Raw genomic sequence first — 17784 nt, forward strand, 5'->3', positions numbered from 1 at the left:
CATGACCAGGGGAGGACCAGCATCATGGGCGTCACGCTCGCCAAGGGAGGCAACGTCTCCCTGTCCAAGGCCGCGCCGAACCTCACACAGGTGATGATCGGACTCGGCTGGGACGCGCGCTCCACCACCGGAGCCCCCTTCGACCTCGACGCCAGCGCGCTGGTACTCAACAGCGGGCGGGTGCTCGGCGACGAGTGGTTCATCTTCTACAACCAGCTCAAGAGCCCGGACGGCTCGGTGGAGCACACCGGAGACAACCTCACCGGTGAGGGCGAGGGCGACGACGAGTCGATCCTGATCGACCTGTCCAAGGTGCCCGCCCACTGCGACAAGATCGTCTTTCCGGTGTCGATCCACATGGCCGACGAACGCGGCCAGACCTTCGGGCAGATCAGCAACGCCTTCATCCGGGTGGTCAACCAGGCCGACGGCCAGGAACTGGCCCGCTACGACCTGAGCGAGGACGCCTCCACCGAGACCGCGATGATCTTCGGTGAGGTCTACCGCTACCAGGGCGAGTGGAAGTTCCGGGCGGTGGGACAGGGGTACGCGTCCGGACTGCGGGGGATCGCTCTAGACTTCGGGGTCAATGTTTCGTAAAGCCGGGTGCGGCGCGGGGGAGACCCGTACACCCGATACCAAGGGATTGGGTAGCCAGTGGTACTGAAAACCTTCGGCTGGTCGTTCGCGGTCACCGCGCTCGGCCTGGTCGCGGCGGTCTTCTACGGGGGGTGGACCGCGTTCGGGATCGTGGCGATCCTCTCCATCCTGGAGATCTCGCTGTCGTTCGACAACGCGGTGGTCAACGCCGGGATCCTGAAGAAGATGAACGCCTTCTGGCAGAGGATCTTCCTCACGATCGGCATCCTGATCGCGGTCTTCGGTATGCGGCTGGTGTTCCCCGTCGTCATCGTGGCCATCAGCGCGCAGCTCGGGCCGATCGAGGCGGTCGACCTCGCGCTGACCGACAAGGACCGCTACCAGGAGCTGGTCACCGACGCGCACCCGGCGATCGCCGCGTTCGGTGGCATGTTCCTGCTGATGATCTTCCTGGACTTCATCTTCGAGGACCGGGACATCAAGTGGCTGGCCTGGCTGGAGCGTCCGCTGGCCAAGCTGGGCAAGGTCGACATGCTGTCGGTCTGCATCGCGCTGATCGTGCTGCTGGTCAGCTCGATGACCTTCGCCACGCACGCGCACCTGCACGCCGGGTCCGCCGACAAGGCGGAGACGGTCCTGCTGTCCGGGATCGCCGGTCTGATCACGTACATGGTGGTGGGCGGGCTCTCCGGCTACTTCGAGGACAAGCTGGAGGAGGAAGAGGAGCGCGAGCACGAGGAGGAGGAAGAGGCCAGGCGGTCGGGCAAGCAGAAACCCGCGATCCTGCTCGCCGGCAAGGCCGCCTTCTTCATGTTCCTCTACCTGGAGGTCCTGGACGCGTCCTTCTCCTTCGACGGCGTCATCGGCGCCTTCGCCATCACCAACGACATCGTGCTCATGGCGCTGGGCCTGGGCATCGGCGCGATGTACGTCCGGTCGCTGACCGTGTACCTGGTCCGGCAGGGCACGCTGGACGACTACGTCTACCTGGAGCACGGCGCGCACTACGCGATCGGCGCGCTGGCGGTCATCCTGCTGGTGACCATCCAGTACGAGATCCACGAGGTCATCACCGGGCTCGTGGGCGTCCTGCTGATCGCCGCGTCCTTCTGGTCCTCCGTGCGGCGCAACCGGGCGCTGGAGGCGGAGGAAGGGGCTGCCGGGTCCTCCGGCGAGAAGGCCGAGGTCTCTTCCGGGGTGTGACGTTCCCGCGGGTAGGGGAACGCTTCTGAGTGGGGCGGCGCGGGGGTTCCTCGGCGCCGCCCCGTTCGCTGTGTCGTGCCGGTGTCGGTTGGGTGGGGGCGTTGATGGGACTGTTCGACGGACTGCTGTGGCGGGGGCGGGAAGCCCAGTTCGACTCGGGGAGCGCGTCGAGCAACGCGATCGAGCTGACGAGACGGCACGGGCAGGTGTCGCTGACCAAGCAGGACGCGGCGACGGGGCACCTGCGGATCAACCTGAACTGGCGGATGCGGACGTCGGACTTCGGCGGGCCGCAGCGGGAGAGCCTGCTGCGGCACCCCTTCAGGGCGCTGAAGCCGCCGGAGGTGATGGGGCACAGCCAGTCGATGGTGAACGTGGACCTCGACCTCGGGTGCCTGTACGAGCTCCAGGACGGCACCAAGGGCGTCGTGCAGCCGCTCGGGGGCTACCTCGGGGACGTGAACGCGCCGCCGTACGTCAAGCTGAGCGGGGACGACCGGTTCGGGTCGGCGTCCGGAGAGACGATCTACGTCAACCTGGACCACCGGGACGCGATCAAGCGGCTGCTGGTCTTCGCGTACATCTACGACCAGACGCCCGCGTTCGACCGGACGCAGGCGGTGGTGACGCTGTACCCGAGCAACGGGCCGCGGATCGAGATCCACCTCGACGAACGGCACCCGCAGGCGCGGTCCTGCGCGGTGGTGATGATCGAGAACGTGAAGGGCGAGATCCTCGTCCGGCGCGAGGTGAGGTTCGTGTACGGCTTCCAGGGGGAGCTGGACCGGCTCTACGGCTGGGGCCTGCAGTGGGGCCGCGGCTACAAGACGAAGGCCCAGCGTTGACGGGGTGCGCGGCTGCCTTCCGGGTGGCCGGTGGCTGGCCACGGCAGTTCCCCGCGCCCCCAGGCGCGTACGGTCACGTGCGTGTGCCCGCCTAGCTGGCGTCAGCGGCCGATGAACTGCGGCCCCTGCGGCGGGAGCTGGAAGTCGGGGTCCGGGCCCGGGGGGACCGGCGGGGGCGGGGGGTAGCCGTACGCGGGCTGCGGATAGCCGTACGCCGGTGCGGAGGGAGCCGACGTCGGCGCGGGCTGCGGATAGCCGTACGTCGGCGGCGGCGTGACCACCGTCGGCTGCTCCGGCGGCAGCGGTACGGAGACCTCCGGCGTGGCAGCCGCCCCCGCGTCCGCCGCCTCCGACTCGTCCACCGAGATGCCGAAGTCCGTCGCCAGGCCCTTCAGCCCGTTGGAGTAGCCCTCACCCAGCGCCCGGAACTTCCACCCCTCCCCGCGCCGGTACAGCTCGCCGCAGATCAGCGCCGTCTCCTGCCCGGTCTCCGGCGTGACGTCGAACGTCGCCACCGGCTGCCCGTCGGCGTCCGCGGCGTCGTGGACGAGGATGCGCAGGTCCCGTACCCGGTCGAAGGTGACCCCGTCCGCGGAGGCGACCAGCAGGATGCGCCCGACGTCCGGCTGGACCCCGGAGAGGTCTGTCTGGATCGTGTCGGTCAGGTATTCGGCGGCCCGCTTCTTGCCGAGCCGCCAGACCTTGCCCGAGGGGTGCCGGGGCTGGTTGTAGAAGACGAAGTCCTCGTCGGAACGCACACGGCCCTCGGGCCCGAGCAGGAGCGCGGAGACGTCTACGTCCGGTACCCCCTGTCCGGGCGTCCAGCGCAGTACGGCGCGTACCGTGGTGGCTTCCAGGGGGACGTTCGACCCCTTCAGCATCGCGTGCGTCATGCCGTCATCCTGCCCTCTCGGTCCTGCTCACGACAACGCGGGGCGCACGGTGTGCGGGGAACGGGCCCCACGTGCGTTACTTGGAATTCATGCCCGACGGGAACCTCCGACATGGATTGATACGTACTATTACCGGCCACCCGTAAAGCGTCCACAGCGTCACACCGTCACCACAGGGGAGTTCCATGCGTCATTTCGGGCACATCGCCCCTGAGGTGCGGAATCGGTTGTTCTACCGGGAGCCGTGCACGTTCACCGCGGACTCCCCGGCCCGACTGCTCGCCGCCGCCCTGGGCGCCACGCTCTACAGCCCGGCGACCCGCCCCCGGCTGGCCGACGACGTCCGCAAGCAGGGCGCGCGGGGCGTGGCCTCGATGGTGCTGTGCCTGGAGGACTCCATAGACGACGCGGAGGTCCCCGGCGCCGAGGCCAACCTCGTACGGCAGTTCGCCGCGTTGGCGCGGCGGGGAGGCGGCGGGGAGCCGCCCCTGCTGTTCGTCCGGGTGCGGGCGCCCGAGCAGATACCCGACCTCGCGCGGCGGCTCGGACCCGCCGTCCGGCTGCTGTCCGGATTCGTCCTGCCCAAGTTCACCGAGGAGCGGGGCATCCCGTTCCTGGAGGCACTCCAGGTCGCCGAGGCCGAGACCGGACGGCGGCTGTTCGCCATGCCGGTGCTGGAATCGCCCGAACTGCTCTACCGGGAGTCCCGGGTGGAGACCCTGGAGGGGATCTACCGGGCCGTCGACAAGTTCCGCGACCGGGTGCTCGCGCTGCGGCTCGGCGTGACCGACTTCTGCTCCTCGTACGGGCTGCGCCGGGCGTCCGACATGACCGCCTACGACGTACAGGTCGTGGCGTCGGTGATCTCCGACGTGGTGAACATGCTCGGGCGGGCCGACGGGACCGGGTTCACCGTCACCGGGCCCGTGTGGGAGTACTTCCGGGTGCAGGAGCGCATGTTCAAGCCGCAACTGCGCCGCAGCCCCTTCCTGGAGGGCCAGGCCGACGCACTGCGGGCCGCGCTGATCGAGCACGCCATGGACGGGCTGCTGCGGGAGATCGCCCTCGACCAGGCCAACGGGCTGCTGGGCAAGACCTGCATCCACCCCTCGCACGTGCCGCCCGTGCACGCGCTGTCCGTGGTCAGCCACGAGGAGTACAGCGACGCGCAGGACATCCTGCGGCCCGAGCGCGGGGGCGGCGGGGTGCTGAGGTCCGCGTACACGAACAAGATGAACGAAGTGAAGCCGCACCGCGCCTGGGCCGAGCGGACGGTGCTGCGCGCCGAGGTCTTCGGCGTGGCCAACGAGGACATCGGATTCGTGGAACTGCTCGCCGCGGGCATACCCGGCTGACGAGACGACAGGGACGGATGACGAACGCAGTGAACAACGGGGTCAGCGGGACCACGGAAGGCAAGGGGGTCTGGTCGGGTACCTGGGTCGCGGAACGGCTCGGCGTCGAACTCGTCGGCGACGGCCAGCTGCGGGACCTGCTGGGGCTGGCCCTGCGCCGCAACCCCAAACGCGCCCACCTGCTCGTCTCCCACGTGCTCGGCAAGCACGTACCGCAGTCGCCGGCGGTGGTGTACGGCGCCGGGTTCGCCCTCGGCAGGCGGGTGCGGGAGCTGCTCGGGGACCCGGACGGCGCCGTCGTCCTCGGGTACGCGGAGACCGCCACCGGGCTCGGGCACTCCGTCGCCGACGGCATCGGCGACGTGCCGTACCTGCACTCGACGCGGCGTCCGGTGCCCGGGGTGCGGACCGCCGGGGGGTTCGAGGAGTCCCACTCGCACGCCACCTCCCACCTGCTGCTGCCCGAGGACGACCGGTTCCTCGCCGGGGACGGGCCGCTGGTCCTCGTCGACGACGAGTTCTCCACCGGCAACACGGTCCTCAACACCGTGCGGGCGCTGCACGAACGCTGGCCGCGGCGGCGGTACGTCGTCGTGGCGCTCGTCGACATGCGGTCGCCGGACGACCAGGAACGGCTCACCGCCTTCGGGCGCGAGATCGGCGCCCGGGTGGACCTGGTCGCCGCCGCGCGGGGGAGCGTACGGCTGCCCGACGGCGTCCTGGAGAAGGGGCAGGCCCTCGTCGCCGCGCACGAGGGGGACGCGCCCGCGTCGGTCGGTGAGCGGGGTTCCGTGCGGCGCCTCGCGCTGCGCTGGCCCGGCGGTGTGCCCGACGGCGGGCGGCACGGGTTCACGCCCGCGCACCGGCGGCGGCTGGAGCGCGCCCTGCCCGCGCTGGGCGCACAGCTCGCCGAGGCCCTCCCGGCGTCGGCGCGACGGGTGCTGGTGCTGGGGTGCGAGGAGCTGATGTACGCCCCGCTGCGGCTGGCCCGGGAGCTGGAGCAGGTCGCGGACGGCGTGGACGTGCGGTTCTCCACCACGACCCGGTCGCCCGTCCTCGCCGTCGACGACCCCGGGTACGCCATCCGCAGCCGCCTGGTCTTCCCGGCGCACGACGACCCGGCCGACGGGCCCGGCGAGCGGTACGCCTACAACGTCGCCGGCGGCGGGTTCGACGCGGTGGTGGCGGTGGTGGACTCCGCCGCCGACACCCCCGAACTGCACGCCCCCGGCGGCCTGCTGGACCAGCTCGCCGCGCACGTCCCGTGCGTGCTGCTCGCCGTCGTGCCCTCCCACGTTCCCGCGCACGCCCCCGAAAGGCCCGCCATGCTGCCCGAGCCCCTCCGCGGCCCCGCCTTCTCCTCGTACGCGCCGGAGGAGGTGGGCTGGCTGCTCCAGGACCTGTCGGACGTCGCGCTGGAGGCGCCGACCGAGGAACGCGAGGAGGCCGTCCAGAGCGGCGGCGCGCACTACGCCGAGTCGCTGCCGGTGGAGTACCAGCCGAGCGAGCGGTACCAACAGCTCTTCCACGCCGCGCTGGACGCCTCCGCGGACCGGCTCGCGCACGCCGTGGGCGTGGTGACCGAGACCGTGCTCGCCGAGCGGTCCCCGCGGCCCGTGCTGGTGTCGCTGGCCCGCGCGGGCACGCCGGTCGGGGTGCTGATGCGCCGCTGGGCGCGGTACCGGCACGGGCTCGACCTGCCCCACTACGCCGTGTCGATCGTGCGGGGGCGGGGGATCGACGCCAACGCGCTGCGGTGGCTGGCGCGGCACCACGACCCCGCCGACGTCGTCTTCGTCGACGGGTGGACCGGCAAGGGCGCCATCAGCCGCGAACTGGCGGCGGCCGTGCGGGAGTTCGAGGAGCGGGAGGGGGTGACCGGGTTCGATCCGGACATCGCCGTCCTCGCCGATCCGGGCGCGTGCGTACGGACGTACGGCACCCGGGAGGACTTCCTCATCCCGTCCGCCTGCCTCAACTCCACCGTGTCCGGGCTGGTCTCACGGACCGTGCTGCGGGCCGACCTGGTGGGCCCCGACGACTTCCACGGCGCGAAGTTCTACCGCGAACTCGCCGGGGCCGACGTGTCCGGCGACTTCCTGAACGCCGTCTCCGCCCGCTTCCCGGACGTCGCGGACGCGGTCGACGCCGCGGTGAAGGAACTGCTGTCCGCCGACCGCGCGCCCACCTGGGAGGGCTGGGCGGCCGTCGAGCGGATCAGCGAGGAGTACGGCATCCACGACGTGAACCTGGTCAAGCCGGGCGTGGGGGAGACCACACGGGTGCTGCTGCGCCGGGTGCCGTGGAAGATCCTCGCGCGCAAGGGCGCCGGGGCCGACCTCGACCACGTACGGCTGCTCGCCGAACAGCGCGGGGTGCCGGTCGAGGAGGTCGACGAACTGCCGTACTCGTGCGTGGGGTTGATCCACCCCCGCTACACCCGGGGCGCGACCGGCGCTGACGGCAGGGCGGTGGCGGTCTGATGACGGTGCTGGTGGCGAGCGACCTCGACCGTACGCTCATCTACTCCTCGGCGGCCCTCGCGCTGACCATGCCGGACGCCCGGGCGCCCCGGCTGCTCTGCGTCGAGGTGCACGAGAGCAAGCCGCTGTCGTACCTGACGGAGACGGCCGCGGGACTGCTGGCCGAGCTGGGGGACGCGGCGGTGTTCGTGCCGACGACCACCCGGACCCGCAAGCAGTACGAGCGGATCAACCTGCCCGGTCCGGCGCCCCGGTACGCGATCTGCGCCAACGGCGGGCACCTGCTGGTCGACGGGGTGACCGACGCCGACTGGCACGCGCGGGTCACCGCCCGGCTCGCCGACGAGTGCGCGCCCCTCGCGGAGGTCCGGGAGCACCTGCGCACGACGGCCGACCCGGCGTGGCTGCGCAAGCTCCGGGTCGCGGAGGACCTCTTCGTCTACCTGGTCGTCGAGCGGGAACTGCTGCCCGGGGAGTGGGTGAAGGAGCTGGCGGTGTGGGCGGAGAACCGTGGCTGGACGGTCTCCGTCCAGGGCCGCAAGCTCTACGCCGTCCCGAAGCCGCTGACCAAGAGCGCCGCCCTGCGCGAGGTCGTCCGCCGCACCGGCGCCACCCTCTCCCTCGCCGCGGGTGACTCCCTGCTCGACGCCGACCTGCTGCTCGCCGCCGACCGGGGCTGGCGCCCGGGGCACGGGGAGCTGGCGGACGCCGGGTGGGGCGCGCCGACGGTCAGCGCGCTGCCGGAGCGGGGGGTGCTGGCGGGGGAGCGGATCCTGCGGGAGTTCCTGCGGGCGACGCGGGAGGGCGACGCGCTGAGGTAGGTGTCGCGCTGAGGTAGGTGACGCGCTGGGGTGCGTGCGGCCGGTGGTCAGCCGCAGCAGCCGCCCCCGCAGCAGCCCCCTCCGCCTCCGCCTCCGCCGCCCGCGCGGGGCGCGGGGGCGCTGGCGGTGCCGCCGATGGCGACCGTCGACAGCAGCTTGACCGTGTCGTCGTGCCCCGCGGGGCAGGCGGCCGGGGCGGCGGAGTCGGCCATCGGGCGGCTCAGTTCGAAGGTGTCGCCGCAGGTACGGCAGCGGTACTCGTAGCGAGGCATGGGCCCAGGTTAACCGGCGTCAGTGCCCCGGCGTAGCGCCCCGTTCCTCGCGGATCCGGCCGACGACCCCCGCCACCGTCCGCCGTACCGCCTCGGTCTCGGTGAGGAAGTGCCAGTAGTCGGGGTGGCGGCCCTCCAGGGAGGCGATCGCGCGTTCCAGCCGGGCCACGGAGTCGTCGAGCGGGCGGGCGTGCCGGGGGTCGGGGGTGTTGCGCCCGGCCATGGCGAGCCGCTGGGCGTCGCGGAGGGCGAACCGGGTGCGGTCGATCTCCTGCTGGGGGTCCTTCTGCACGGCGTTCAGCTGGCGCAGCCGGTCACCGGCGGCGGAGACGGCCTCGTCGGTGTTGTTGAGCAGCGCCCGCGCGGTGGAGAGCAGGGCGGTGGCGTCCGGCCAGCGCTGCGCCTCCCGCGCGCTCCGCGCCTCGGCGAGCTTCCGCTCGGCCTGCCGTACGGTCTCGGCGGCCTGCTCGGGCACGTGCTGGAGGTCCTGCCAGCAGGCGACCGTGAACCGGCGCCGCAGCTCGCTGAGGACCGGCTCCACCTGCCCGGCGCGGGTGGTGAGGGCCTCGGCGCGGGTGCGCAGGGAGACCAGCCGGTGGTCGATCTCGGCGGCCCGCTCCGGCAGCCGCTCGGCCTCCGCGCGGATCGCCTCGGCCTCCCGGGCGACCCGCTCGGCACGCTCCAGGGTCCGCGGTACGCCGTGCTGTCCGGCGCCCTGGTTCAGCCGGGTCAGCTCCGGGCCGAGGGCGGCGAGCCGGGCGGCGAGGTCGTCCGCGGTGAGCCCCGATCCCCGTACCGCGTCCAGGGCGTTGGAGGCGGCGAGCAGGGACTGCCGGGCGCGCTCGACGGCCGGGGCGAGCCGGGCGAGCTGGGTCTCGGCCTTGCCGAGCAGCGGGCCGAGGCCGTCGGCGAACCGGTCCAGGTCCTTCCTGACCCGCTCCAGCTCCTCCCTGGCCTTGGTCAGTTCGGTGCGGGCGCGGGCGGCGGCGGAGGCCTCCAGGTCGTCGCGGTCGAGGTCGTGGGCGTCGACGGCCTGGATGTAGCGGTGGCTGGCCTCGTCGATGCGCTGGCCGATCGCGGCGAAGTCGCCGGTGGCGCGGCGGGCGGCCGGGGAGTCGTCGACGGCGGTGATGGTCTCGATGGAGATCCGCAGGTCACGCTGGGCGGTGTCGAGTTCGTAGAACGCCGCCGCCGCGGCGTCCTTCGCGGCCTGCGCCTCGGCCCGCTGGCTCTCGGCCCGGCCGCCGAACCAGCGCCGGGTGCCGCCGCCGGTGAACGCGGCGGGCAGGGCGAGGACGGCGACCAGCGGCAGCGCGGTGAGGATGAACAGGTCCCTGAGCGGGCCGCTGACCAGGGGGGTGACCGGGCTGGCGGTCCGGCGGCCGCGCACGCGCGGCTCCGACGGCGAGTACGGCTGCGCTGGTGTCGCCGTCACATCCCTCTCCCGTGCTGTGATCCACCCTGCCCGGTGTCATTCTCCCACCGGTTGGGGACGAACACACGGGCCGGTCAGTTCGCGGTTCGGACCGTGACTTTCCCGTCACCGGTGTGGGCGTTCACCACATGGCCGCTGGACTCGTCGCGGGGCACGGTCACGTCCACCGAGCCGTCGCCGGTCTCGGTGGTGACCCGGTAGGTGGCGGAGGGCAGCGAGATGGTGACGGAGCCGTCCCCGGTGCGGGACTCCACCAGGTCCGGTACGGCGCCCAGGGTCAGGTTGACCGAGCCGTCGCCGGTCCGGGCGCGCACCTCGGGGGAGGTGACGTCGGCGCGGATCGAGCCGTCGCCGGTGCGCAGGGCCAGTGGGCCGGTGGAGTCGGTGACGCGGATCGAGCCGTCGCCGGTGCGCAGCGTCAGTGGGCCGGTGGAGTCGGTGACGCGGACGGACCCGTCGCCGGTCCGTATCTCCAGCGGGTCCTCGAACCCCCGCGCCCGCACACTGCCGTCGCTTTCCCGCACCTTGACGGTGATCCCGCGCGGCACCTCGATCCGGTGCTTGGCCGCGCAGTCCGCGAAGACGCCGGTGCACTTCATCCGCAGCTCCAGCCGGTCACCCGACATGGACCAGCTCACCTTCGGATCGGCCCCCGCCACCACCGAGCCCTGGAACCAGCGGGTCACCCTCACCTCCCCCGCCGCGTTCCCGTCGGCGGCGACGATCTCCAGCGCCGAGTCGTCGGAGTCCACGGTGAGGGTGTGGCCCTCGACGGCGAAGGTGCGGTGCTCGGGCTCGCTGTCGTCGTCGGCGGACGCACAGGCGGTCGCCCCCGCGAACAGCGCCGCCACGGCCCCGGCGACGGCGGCTGCGCGGGCGGGGGCGGCGGTACGGCGTGGGCGAGAGCTGGGCATGAGGAGGTCCCCCTGATCACCTGGGACAGCCGGTGCGCTGTCGACACCTACGACCGTAGGGATCCACCGCCCCCACGGGCATCCGGGCCGTCCCCGGATCCGAGGTGGGGTTATCCCCAGTAGGCCTTCGTGGGCGTTGGTGAGAGTCGGTGTTGGTAGTCGGTCGCGTAGGCGGGGTTTGTGGTTGATGTGAACGTGAGTTTGTCCGTCGAATGCGTGACTTTTCGTGGATGGTGTCGTTGGGTGCGGTGACGGGATCTTCGACTGGCGCAGGGGGTGGGTGGGGTGGCTGTGCTGTGGGAGGTGGCGGCGTCGTTCGTGGTGCCCGGCCCCGTGGGACTGGCGGTCCGGGCCCGGCTCAAGGGCCTGACCCGCGGGGATGAGGAGGTGTTGCGCCTGGTCGGCGGCCATCTCGGCTCGCTGGCTTCCCGGGATCTGAGGGCGCGGTGTGCCGACGGTCTCGATCACGACGCCGACCGGTGGGCGGAACGTAAGCGGGCGTTGACGGGTGAGTCGTCGTCACGGTGGGCGGGCAGCATCACGAAGGCCACACACGATCAGTGGGCGCTGGCGAGGCGAGGTCAGGCCGCGCATCTGCAGAGCCTGGAGGCCGGGATCGCCGCGGTCCGCCGTCGACTGTCACTGCCCATCGGGACGAAGGGAACGAAACGTGCGGCAGGCGGCTACGGCAGCGAGCGGGAGTGGTTCGCGAAGTCGCGTCGCCTGCGGGTGCTGGAGGACCGGCTGGACCGGGAGCGCGCCGACCGGGAGGCGGGGCGGGTGCGGGTGGTGCGCGGCGGCAAACGGCTGTTGACCACCCGCCACCACCTTCAGCAGGCCCAGCTCACCGCAGAGGGATGGCGCCGCCGGTGGGAGGCATCCCGCCGGTTCCTTCAGGCCGACGGCGAGTCCGGCAAGCGCCACGGCAACGAGACCATCCGCGTCAGCCCCGACGGCAGGGTGAGCATCCGCCTCCCGGCCCCGCTCGCTCATCTGGCCAACGCCCCACACGGCCGCTACGTCCTCGCCGCGCAAGTCGTGTTCCGGCACCGGGGTGAGACCTGGCGCGACCGCGTCACCGCGCACCGGGCGGTGGCCTACCGCGTCCACGAAGACACCAACCGGGACCGCTGGTACCTGACCGCCTCCTGGACTCTTCCCCCGGCCCCGACCGTGCCGCTGTCCACCGCCCGCGCGGCGGGCGTGGTCGGCGTGGACATGAACGCCGACCACCTGGCCGCATGGCGCCTGGACGTGCACGGCAACCCGGTCGGCTCGCCACGCCGCTTCGACTACGACCTGACCGGCACCGCTGCGCACCGCGACGCCCAAGTCCGCCACGCCCTCATCCGTCTCCTGCACTGGGCCAAGCGGTACCACCTGGCGATCGCGGTGGAGGACCTGGACTTCACCGCCGAGACCACGCGGGAGAAGCATGGCCGCCGCAAGCGCTTCCGGCGCCTGGTCTCCGGGATGCCCGTCGCCCGGTTGCGCGCCCGGCTGGTGTCCATGGCCGCCGAACTCGGCATCCCGCTGGTCGCCGTCGACCCCGCCTACACCTCCCGCTGGGGCGCCCAGCACTGGCAGAAACCCCTCACCAGCAAGAACCGGAAAACCAGCCGCCATGACGCGGCCGCCGTGGCGATCGGACGGCGCGCCCTGGGGCACCCGATCCGGCGACGGACGACACCGCCCCGTACCCACCAGAGTGATGGGTACGGGCATCGGACCGTCCAGGCCGAACCGGGTGCCCCAGGGCGTGAGGGACCCCGCCCCTGCATCCCCGGACCACGGACACGATCCGTCGGCGCCGGAGGCGGAGCGAACGCGGGCAACCAGCGTGTCCAACACCGCCCGGGGCACGCGGCTGAGCAGCGATCCTGGATTCAGGTCGCGCTACCGCTCAGTCTCTGAGACGGCTACGCCCTGCCCCGCTCTCGGTAAGAGTTTGCGGGGCAGCACCTCGGACAATGTAGGCTGTCGACTTGTCCCGGGTGCGTAGCTCAGCGGTAGAGCGCCTGCCTTACAAGCAGGATGTCGGCGGTTCGAAACCGTCCGCGCCCACCCAGCGCAGAGGCCCTCCGCATGATCCGCGGGGGGCCTTCTGTAGATCATTCAGGGGATATTCGGGACCCACAGGCGGAATGCCAGTGCCCGGAGGTGACCGCTTGGAGCCCGGCCCGGCCTGCTGCTCATTCTGGTGCCCGCTCGTGTCACGGGAACGTCACTCAGCCTGCAGGTGACCCCTATGCGACGCAAGCTGGACCCGTAGGTACCGCACCGTCCTGGGGGACACCATGCGCACCCGAACCACTGCCGCAGCACTCATCGCCACAGCCCTGCTGGTGCTCACCGCCTGTGAGAGCACCGACGACACTGGCCCCACCAAGCCGGACACCACCGCCGAGCACACCAGCGGCCAGCCGAAGCAGGACACCGACAGCCCCGAGGCAGATACTGAAACGCCCACCGAGGATGACAAAGCCGATACCGCGAAGCTGCCCAACCTCGTCGGCAAGGATCTCCAGGCCGCCCAAGACGAGGCGCAGGCCGCCGGCTTCTACGTCCTCGACGATCAGGACGCCAGCGGCCAGAACCGCTTGCAGATCCTCGACCGCAACTGGACCGTGTGCAACCAGGACCCAGCGCCCGGCACCCACCCCACTGACACGCTCGTGACTCTGTTCGCGGTAAAGGACGACGAGAGCTGCTGAGACCTAGAAATCGCCCAATCTCCCTCCCGGTCAGACACCGGTCCGCGCGGAGGTCAGCCCCTCCCGGGCGCCCTGCTACCGCAGATGTTGCGCAGGGCGCCCAGATCAACGGGGCGTTGAGGAGTCTCGGGTTCTGCGACGTCTGATCTGCTCCCCCTCGTAGCAAGCGAACGCCCTCACCAGCGACCGGGCTCTTCCCTCCATGCCCGGCTACCCTGCCCGCATGATTCGGGCTGTGATCTTCGACGTCGGTGAGTGCCTCGTAGACGAAACGACCGAGTACGGCACATGGGCAGACTGGCTCGGCGTGCCACGCCACACCTTCCACGCCATGTTCGGCGCCGTCATCGCCCAAGGCCGCGACCACCGCGAGACCTTCCAGGAGTTCCGACCGGGCTTCGATCTCTACGCAGAGCGCGAGAGGCGGGCGGCGGCGGGGAAGCCGGAGACCTTCGGAGAGGAGGACCTGTACCCGGACGTCCGCACCACACTGGCCACACTGCGAGCGGACGGCCTGTGGCTAGGCATCGCCGGGAACCAGACCGTACACGCCGGCCGCATCCTGCGCGAGCTGTTCACCCCGGACGTTGACCTCATCGGTACCAGCGATGACTGGGCTGCCTCGAAGCCGGATCGCGCATTCTTCGACCGCGTTGCTCAAGTCGTTCCCGCGGAGGTCGACGAGATGCTGTACGTCGGCGACCGCGTCGACAACGACATCCGGCCCGCGCGGGCGGCCGGTATGCACACCGCGCTCGTGCGCCGCGGTCCTTGGGCGACGATCCAGTGGCGCACCGAGGAAGCAGAGAAGCTCCCTACCTTGCGGGTGGAGACCCTCTTGGAGTTGTCCCCGCAGATCCAGCAGTTCAACGAGCGAGAGCGCTAACCGTCGTCGACCAGCCATACAGCCGGTCGTCCAGCTTGCGCACGCACGTATCGTGCTGGTGCGGTGCCAGAGCGCGCCGCACCTCCCGTACCCGGTCCATACCGGTCGCGTACCAGGTTCGCTCCAGCTGATCGAGCGCGCGCAGAGCGTACTCGCAGGCGGTTTCGGGGTCTCCGGCTGCTGCCTCGACGGCGGCCAGGTCGCCGAGGACGACCGTGCGCTGCTTCTCCTCGGCGGGGCCGAGCGCGTCCAGGACGCCGAGCAGCGTGGTCCGGGCCTGCGGCAGGTGGCCTGCCTTCAGCTGGGTGTTTCCCTTGAAGGCCGCGAGGCGGACGGCCGAGAACCAGTCGAGCCACCGGGGCGACTGACGCTCGCTGCCCGACCCGAGCACGGTCTCGGAGTGCCCGATCAGATGCAGCGCGGTCCGGGTGTTGCCGCATCGGGTTTCGCACTCCGCCTCCACCGCGTCCAGCCACGCGAGGAGGTCGGCCGGCGCAGGGCCGCGGCGCGCGTAGGTCCGTGCCGCCACCATCCGCTCGAGAGTTGCGTCCCGGTCGCCCGACCACCCCGGGATGAACGCCGTGTGCGCGAGCACCGCTGCACCCAGCAGCGGATCGTCCGCCTCGCCTGCGGCCTGGAGTGCGCGGAGCAGGGTCTGCTGGGCGCGGTCGGCGTCACGTAGGTCGAAGAACTCGATTCTCCCTGCCAGTAGCCACGTCTCGGCGAGCGCTGCGGCGATCCGCTGCCGGGTCTGGCCAGCGGCTTCGGGCAGCAGTTCGCAGCCGAGAGTGGCGTGCGCGAGCGCCGCCGAGTGCAGTGTGGCCGGGGTGACGGACCAGTACAGGCGCCGGTGTGAGCGGGTCACTGCCTCGTAGTCCTCGGCGGCACTGGCAGGCTGCATGGACAACGCCTGCGTGGGGACGGCGGCCAGACCGACTGCGGTGGCGGTCGCCGTGAGCACGGTACGGCGTCGATGGCTGGCCGCCGCTCCGCCGGGCCCGGTGAATCCGAGAGATTCCAGTTCTTGGGCGAGTAGCCGTGTGAGACGTTGAGCCACCTCCGGCTGCGGCATCGGCGGCGCATCGGACTCCCACCGGAGGACCTGCCGCACGCCGACACCGAGGGCGTCGGCGAGGGCCTGCTGAGAGTGGTAACCGGCGGCCAGGCGCGCGGCTTTGAGTCGGGTGTTCCCTGCGGGGCGTGCCACTGCTGCACCTCCATGTCGAATTGGGCCGTCTTGCGGGCCATCCTTAGACGCACCTGATCACGAAAGGCGCCCGAGGAGACCTCTGTGCCGACCCCCTTACCGCCGCCCGCCGCTGCCTGCACGTGGTACGACGCCGGGCAGGACTGGGATGCCATCCGCGTACCGCGCACCGTGGGCCTCTCCGCGATGACCATCCTCGGCTCCCGCTGCGGCGCCGTCGTGGCCAACGGCAGCGCCGTCTACTACTTCGTGCCGACGGGCACCGCCATGTCCTGGGACGTCCTCAACACCAGCCCGCTCGGGCCCGGAGGCACCGTGCCGATTCCCTCGCGCGGCGCACCACGGGGCTGGGACCGCACTGGCTGATGTGTCCAGGCGGGGACGGGTGGCTCACTGACCCGGCCGCGCTGCGGGCGGCCATCGAGGATGCCTTCGGACCACGCGTCGGCCACGACCTGACGGTGAGGGCGACTTGAGAGTCGACCAGCCCGCACTGGACGTGCACGTGATGCAGGCCGACGTGCGTCGCCTGCTCGCGCCGGACGCCGAATCGCCCTCGCTGGAGGAACTGGAGGCACTGGCCCTCCGGCTTCGCGGCCACATCATGGTCACGATCCCCGCCGTCGAGGCCGCCCAGCAACTGCCTGAGGACGACTCGCTGCGTGCCTGCGCCCTGCTCGCCGTCGGTGAGGCCCGCAGGCGCCTCGACACGGAGCCACACAACGCCACGCTGCCCGCGGGCATCGCGACGGCCAGCGGCTCGCCCGCATGGTGTGGGCCCTGTGCACCCACTACGAGAACCTGAGGGAGGACCGATGGACCACCACCAGGGCGCGGCAGCACGTGCCGAGGCAGAGCCGGGGGCACTGACGCATCCCGCCGTCGTTCAGCTCCGAGCGGTCGAGCGATGGCTGCTGGAAGGGCTGAGCGAGTCCGCCCGCGCTCAGGCGCACATGGAATGGGAGGGTTTCGGGGCGGCCCTTCTGCCGCTCGGCATCCTCTTTTCCGCTGTGCGGATCCCCGGTCGGCTGGTAGCAGTCCTGGCCGGCGTCGACGCGCCCCGGGACGCGCCTCGTGCTCTCGATGTGTTCCTGGCCGAGGCCCTCCACGGTGGACCGGTCATCTGCGACCCTCACCGGGGCTGGCGCTTCTACGCGCTCGTACCCGTCAGCGTGCCCCAGACCTGGGCGCAGGCTACCGAAGGCGGGAGGCAGGACCTGGACACGGAGGTGCTCGGCCCCGGCTGGTCGGTTGGCGTGCCGCGCGTGGCCGCTGTCGGCTACCCCGCGCACGGGCTGGTCGCGTCGTACTGGTCGGTGCCGATGACGTCCCCCGGGCATCTGTGCGAGCCCCTCAGAGTGGCGCGGCTGATCGGCGAGGCGGCGCACCAGCTGACCGGGAAGGACATGTGAGCGGCACCCCGCAGCGGCGAGACAGCTGCCGCGGGATGGCCCCGCGACAGCAGGGCGGGAACAGGAGCCCCTCGCGGATCGTGCGAGGGGCTCCTGTGCTGTCCGGTGGGGGCCGTCAGCGTTTGAGGGTGAAGGTGAAGTCGTCGGAGAGCCTGCCGCCGAGGCGGACGGCCGAGACGAGTCCTCCGTCCGCGAGCAGGCGTTCGGTCTCGGCCCGGGAGAGGCCGCAGCCGTCGGCGATCAGGCGGAGCGGGCGGACGGGGATGCGGGCCGCGAAGCGGACCGAGACGTCGATCACCTCGTGGTCCAGGTGGCCGGGGCCGTCGGTGTCGAGACGCCAGGCGCCGGTCCAGTCGAGGGCGACGCGGTTGCGGTGCCGTAGGGCCGGGTCCTGGAGGAGTTCGGCGGCCAGGGCCGGGTCGTTGTCGTGCATCCGGGTCAGCAGGTCGGAGCGGACGGAGCGCACGTGCGCGCGTTCCAGGACCGTCAGTCCGGCCGTGTCCCCGCAGCCGGTGCAGAGGACCAGCAGCCAGGCGTCGAGGAGTTTGTGGTGCGCGTTGACGCGGAACTTGCCGTTCGCGTGGAAGCGGGCCGACGCGCAGGCCGGGCAGCGGCGGAGGACGGCGGGCAGGCAGGTGGGCGTGACCACCCAGGTGTTGAGCACAGGAGTACACCGGTTCCAGTGAGAAATCCGCAGCAGGAAGCAGCGCGGCGCGGAGGTACGCGACGCGCGACCGATCAGCT

At 71.7% G+C, this 17784-nt stretch carries 18 protein-coding genes and 1 tRNA gene; 13 read left to right on the forward strand and 6 right to left on the reverse strand.

The genetic code is table 11. The features are described 5' to 3' along the window. The first annotated feature begins 24 nt into the window (after window positions 1-24). From ABZ659_RS12250 to ABZ659_RS12260, 3 genes are all read left to right on the forward strand, one after another. Window positions 25-600: a TerD family protein gene (locus tag ABZ659_RS12250; protein WP_360217046.1), complete on the forward strand. Its 576-nt coding sequence runs from the start codon at window positions 25-27 to the stop codon at window positions 598-600. Between the two features lie 57 nt (window positions 601-657). Further along, a complete protein-coding gene (locus ABZ659_RS12255; protein ID WP_360217049.1) occupies window positions 658-1803 on the forward strand; it encodes a DUF475 domain-containing protein in 1146 nt (381 codons plus the stop codon). A gap of 104 nt (window positions 1804-1907) precedes the next feature. After that, window positions 1908-2648, forward strand: coding sequence for a Tellurium resistance (locus ABZ659_RS12260; RefSeq protein WP_360217052.1), 741 nt, complete (start codon window positions 1908-1910; stop codon window positions 2646-2648). A 101-nt stretch (window positions 2649-2749) separates the two neighbouring features. On the opposite strand, the gene ABZ659_RS12265 is transcribed toward ABZ659_RS12260, so the two are convergent. After that, the gene (locus ABZ659_RS12265) at window positions 2750-3541 is read right to left on the reverse strand and encodes a TerD family protein (protein WP_360217055.1); all 792 of its coding nucleotides are present in this window, start codon (window positions 3539-3541) and stop codon (window positions 2750-2752) included. 185 nt (window positions 3542-3726) lie between these two features. On the opposite strand from ABZ659_RS12265, the gene ABZ659_RS12270 reads away from it, so the two are divergent. From ABZ659_RS12270 to ABZ659_RS12280, 3 genes are read left to right on the forward strand one after another with little or no spacing between them, the layout of a single operon-like run. Further along, window positions 3727-4896 (forward strand): HpcH/HpaI aldolase/citrate lyase family protein, encoded by a 1170-nt coding sequence (locus ABZ659_RS12270; protein ID WP_360217058.1) that lies wholly within the window; start codon window positions 3727-3729, stop codon window positions 4894-4896. Window positions 4897-4913: 17 nt separating this feature from the next. After that, a complete protein-coding gene (locus ABZ659_RS12275; RefSeq protein WP_360217061.1) occupies window positions 4914-7379 on the forward strand; it encodes a phosphoribosyltransferase in 2466 nt (821 codons plus the stop codon). Further along, window positions 7379-8200 carry an HAD family hydrolase gene (locus ABZ659_RS12280; RefSeq protein WP_360217064.1) on the forward strand — a complete coding sequence of 274 codons (822 nt, stop codon included), beginning with the start codon at window positions 7379-7381 and terminating at the stop codon, window positions 8198-8200. Before ABZ659_RS12275 ends, ABZ659_RS12280 begins: the two co-directional genes overlap by 1 nt. Window positions 8201-8247: 47 nt before the next feature. Here the strand turns inward: ABZ659_RS12280 and ABZ659_RS12285 are convergent, their stop codons facing one another. The 3 genes from ABZ659_RS12285 to ABZ659_RS12295 all read right to left on the reverse strand — a co-directional run bounded on the left by ABZ659_RS12285 (window position 8248) and on the right by ABZ659_RS12295 (window position 10821). Beyond that, window positions 8248-8472 (reverse strand): zinc ribbon domain-containing protein, encoded by a 225-nt coding sequence (locus ABZ659_RS12285; protein ID WP_360217067.1) that lies wholly within the window; start codon window positions 8470-8472, stop codon window positions 8248-8250. A gap of 19 nt (window positions 8473-8491) precedes the next feature. Next, entirely contained in the window at window positions 8492-9907 is a 1416-nt protein-coding gene (locus ABZ659_RS12290) for a hypothetical protein (RefSeq protein ID WP_360217070.1), read from the reverse strand. Window positions 9908-9981: 74 nt separating this feature from the next. Beyond that, the gene (locus tag ABZ659_RS12295; RefSeq protein ID WP_360217073.1) at window positions 9982-10821 is read right to left on the reverse strand and encodes a DUF4097 family beta strand repeat-containing protein; all 840 of its coding nucleotides are present in this window, start codon (window positions 10819-10821) and stop codon (window positions 9982-9984) included. A 276-nt stretch (window positions 10822-11097) separates the two neighbouring features. Between ABZ659_RS12295 and ABZ659_RS12300 the strand changes: the two genes are divergently transcribed. The 4 genes from ABZ659_RS12300 to ABZ659_RS12315 all read left to right on the forward strand — a co-directional run bounded on the left by ABZ659_RS12300 (window position 11098) and on the right by ABZ659_RS12315 (window position 14421). Next, window positions 11098-12735, forward strand: coding sequence for an IS200/IS605 family accessory protein TnpB-related protein (locus tag ABZ659_RS12300; RefSeq protein WP_360217076.1), 1638 nt, complete (start codon window positions 11098-11100; stop codon window positions 12733-12735). Between the two features lie 78 nt (window positions 12736-12813). Further along, window positions 12814-12885 (forward strand) — tRNA-Val (locus ABZ659_RS12305). 233 nt (window positions 12886-13118) lie between these two features. After that, entirely contained in the window at window positions 13119-13535 is a 417-nt protein-coding gene (locus ABZ659_RS12310; RefSeq protein ID WP_360217079.1) for a PASTA domain-containing protein, read from the forward strand. A gap of 223 nt (window positions 13536-13758) precedes the next feature. Next, the gene (locus tag ABZ659_RS12315) at window positions 13759-14421 is read left to right on the forward strand and encodes an HAD family hydrolase (RefSeq protein ID WP_360217082.1); all 663 of its coding nucleotides are present in this window, start codon (window positions 13759-13761) and stop codon (window positions 14419-14421) included. Here the strand turns inward: ABZ659_RS12315 and ABZ659_RS12320 are convergent. Next, window positions 14402-15628 (reverse strand): helix-turn-helix transcriptional regulator, encoded by a 1227-nt coding sequence (locus ABZ659_RS12320; protein WP_360217085.1) that lies wholly within the window; start codon window positions 15626-15628, stop codon window positions 14402-14404. The two genes, ABZ659_RS12315 and ABZ659_RS12320, sit on opposite strands and share 20 nt — an antisense overlap. Before the next feature lie 84 nt (window positions 15629-15712). On the opposite strand from ABZ659_RS12320, the gene ABZ659_RS12325 reads away from it, so the two are divergent. The 3 genes from ABZ659_RS12325 to ABZ659_RS12335 all read left to right on the forward strand — a co-directional run bounded on the left by ABZ659_RS12325 (window position 15713) and on the right by ABZ659_RS12335 (window position 17040). Next, window positions 15713-15994, forward strand: a complete 282-nt coding sequence (locus ABZ659_RS12325; RefSeq protein ID WP_360217088.1) for a hypothetical protein — start codon at window positions 15713-15715, stop codon at window positions 15992-15994. Window positions 15995-16100: 106 nt separating this feature from the next. Further along, window positions 16101-16433, forward strand: coding sequence for a DUF6415 family natural product biosynthesis protein (locus ABZ659_RS12330; protein ID WP_360217091.1), 333 nt, complete (start codon window positions 16101-16103; stop codon window positions 16431-16433). Between the two features lie 10 nt (window positions 16434-16443). After that, window positions 16444-17040 carry a hypothetical protein gene (locus ABZ659_RS12335; RefSeq protein WP_360217094.1) on the forward strand — a complete coding sequence of 199 codons (597 nt, stop codon included), beginning with the start codon at window positions 16444-16446 and terminating at the stop codon, window positions 17038-17040. A gap of 115 nt (window positions 17041-17155) precedes the next feature. On the opposite strand, the gene ABZ659_RS12340 is transcribed toward ABZ659_RS12335, so the two are convergent. Continuing rightward, on the reverse strand, window positions 17156-17704 hold the full coding sequence (locus tag ABZ659_RS12340) for a DUF1062 domain-containing protein (RefSeq protein WP_360217097.1): 549 nt from the start codon (window positions 17702-17704) through the stop codon (window positions 17156-17158). Window positions 17705-17784 lie beyond the last annotated feature (80 nt).

Origin of the sequence: Streptomyces sp. NPDC006997 (assembly GCF_040635175.1) — a bacterium.
In the GTDB taxonomy this organism is placed as follows: domain Bacteria; phylum Actinomycetota; class Actinomycetes; order Streptomycetales; family Streptomycetaceae; genus Streptomyces.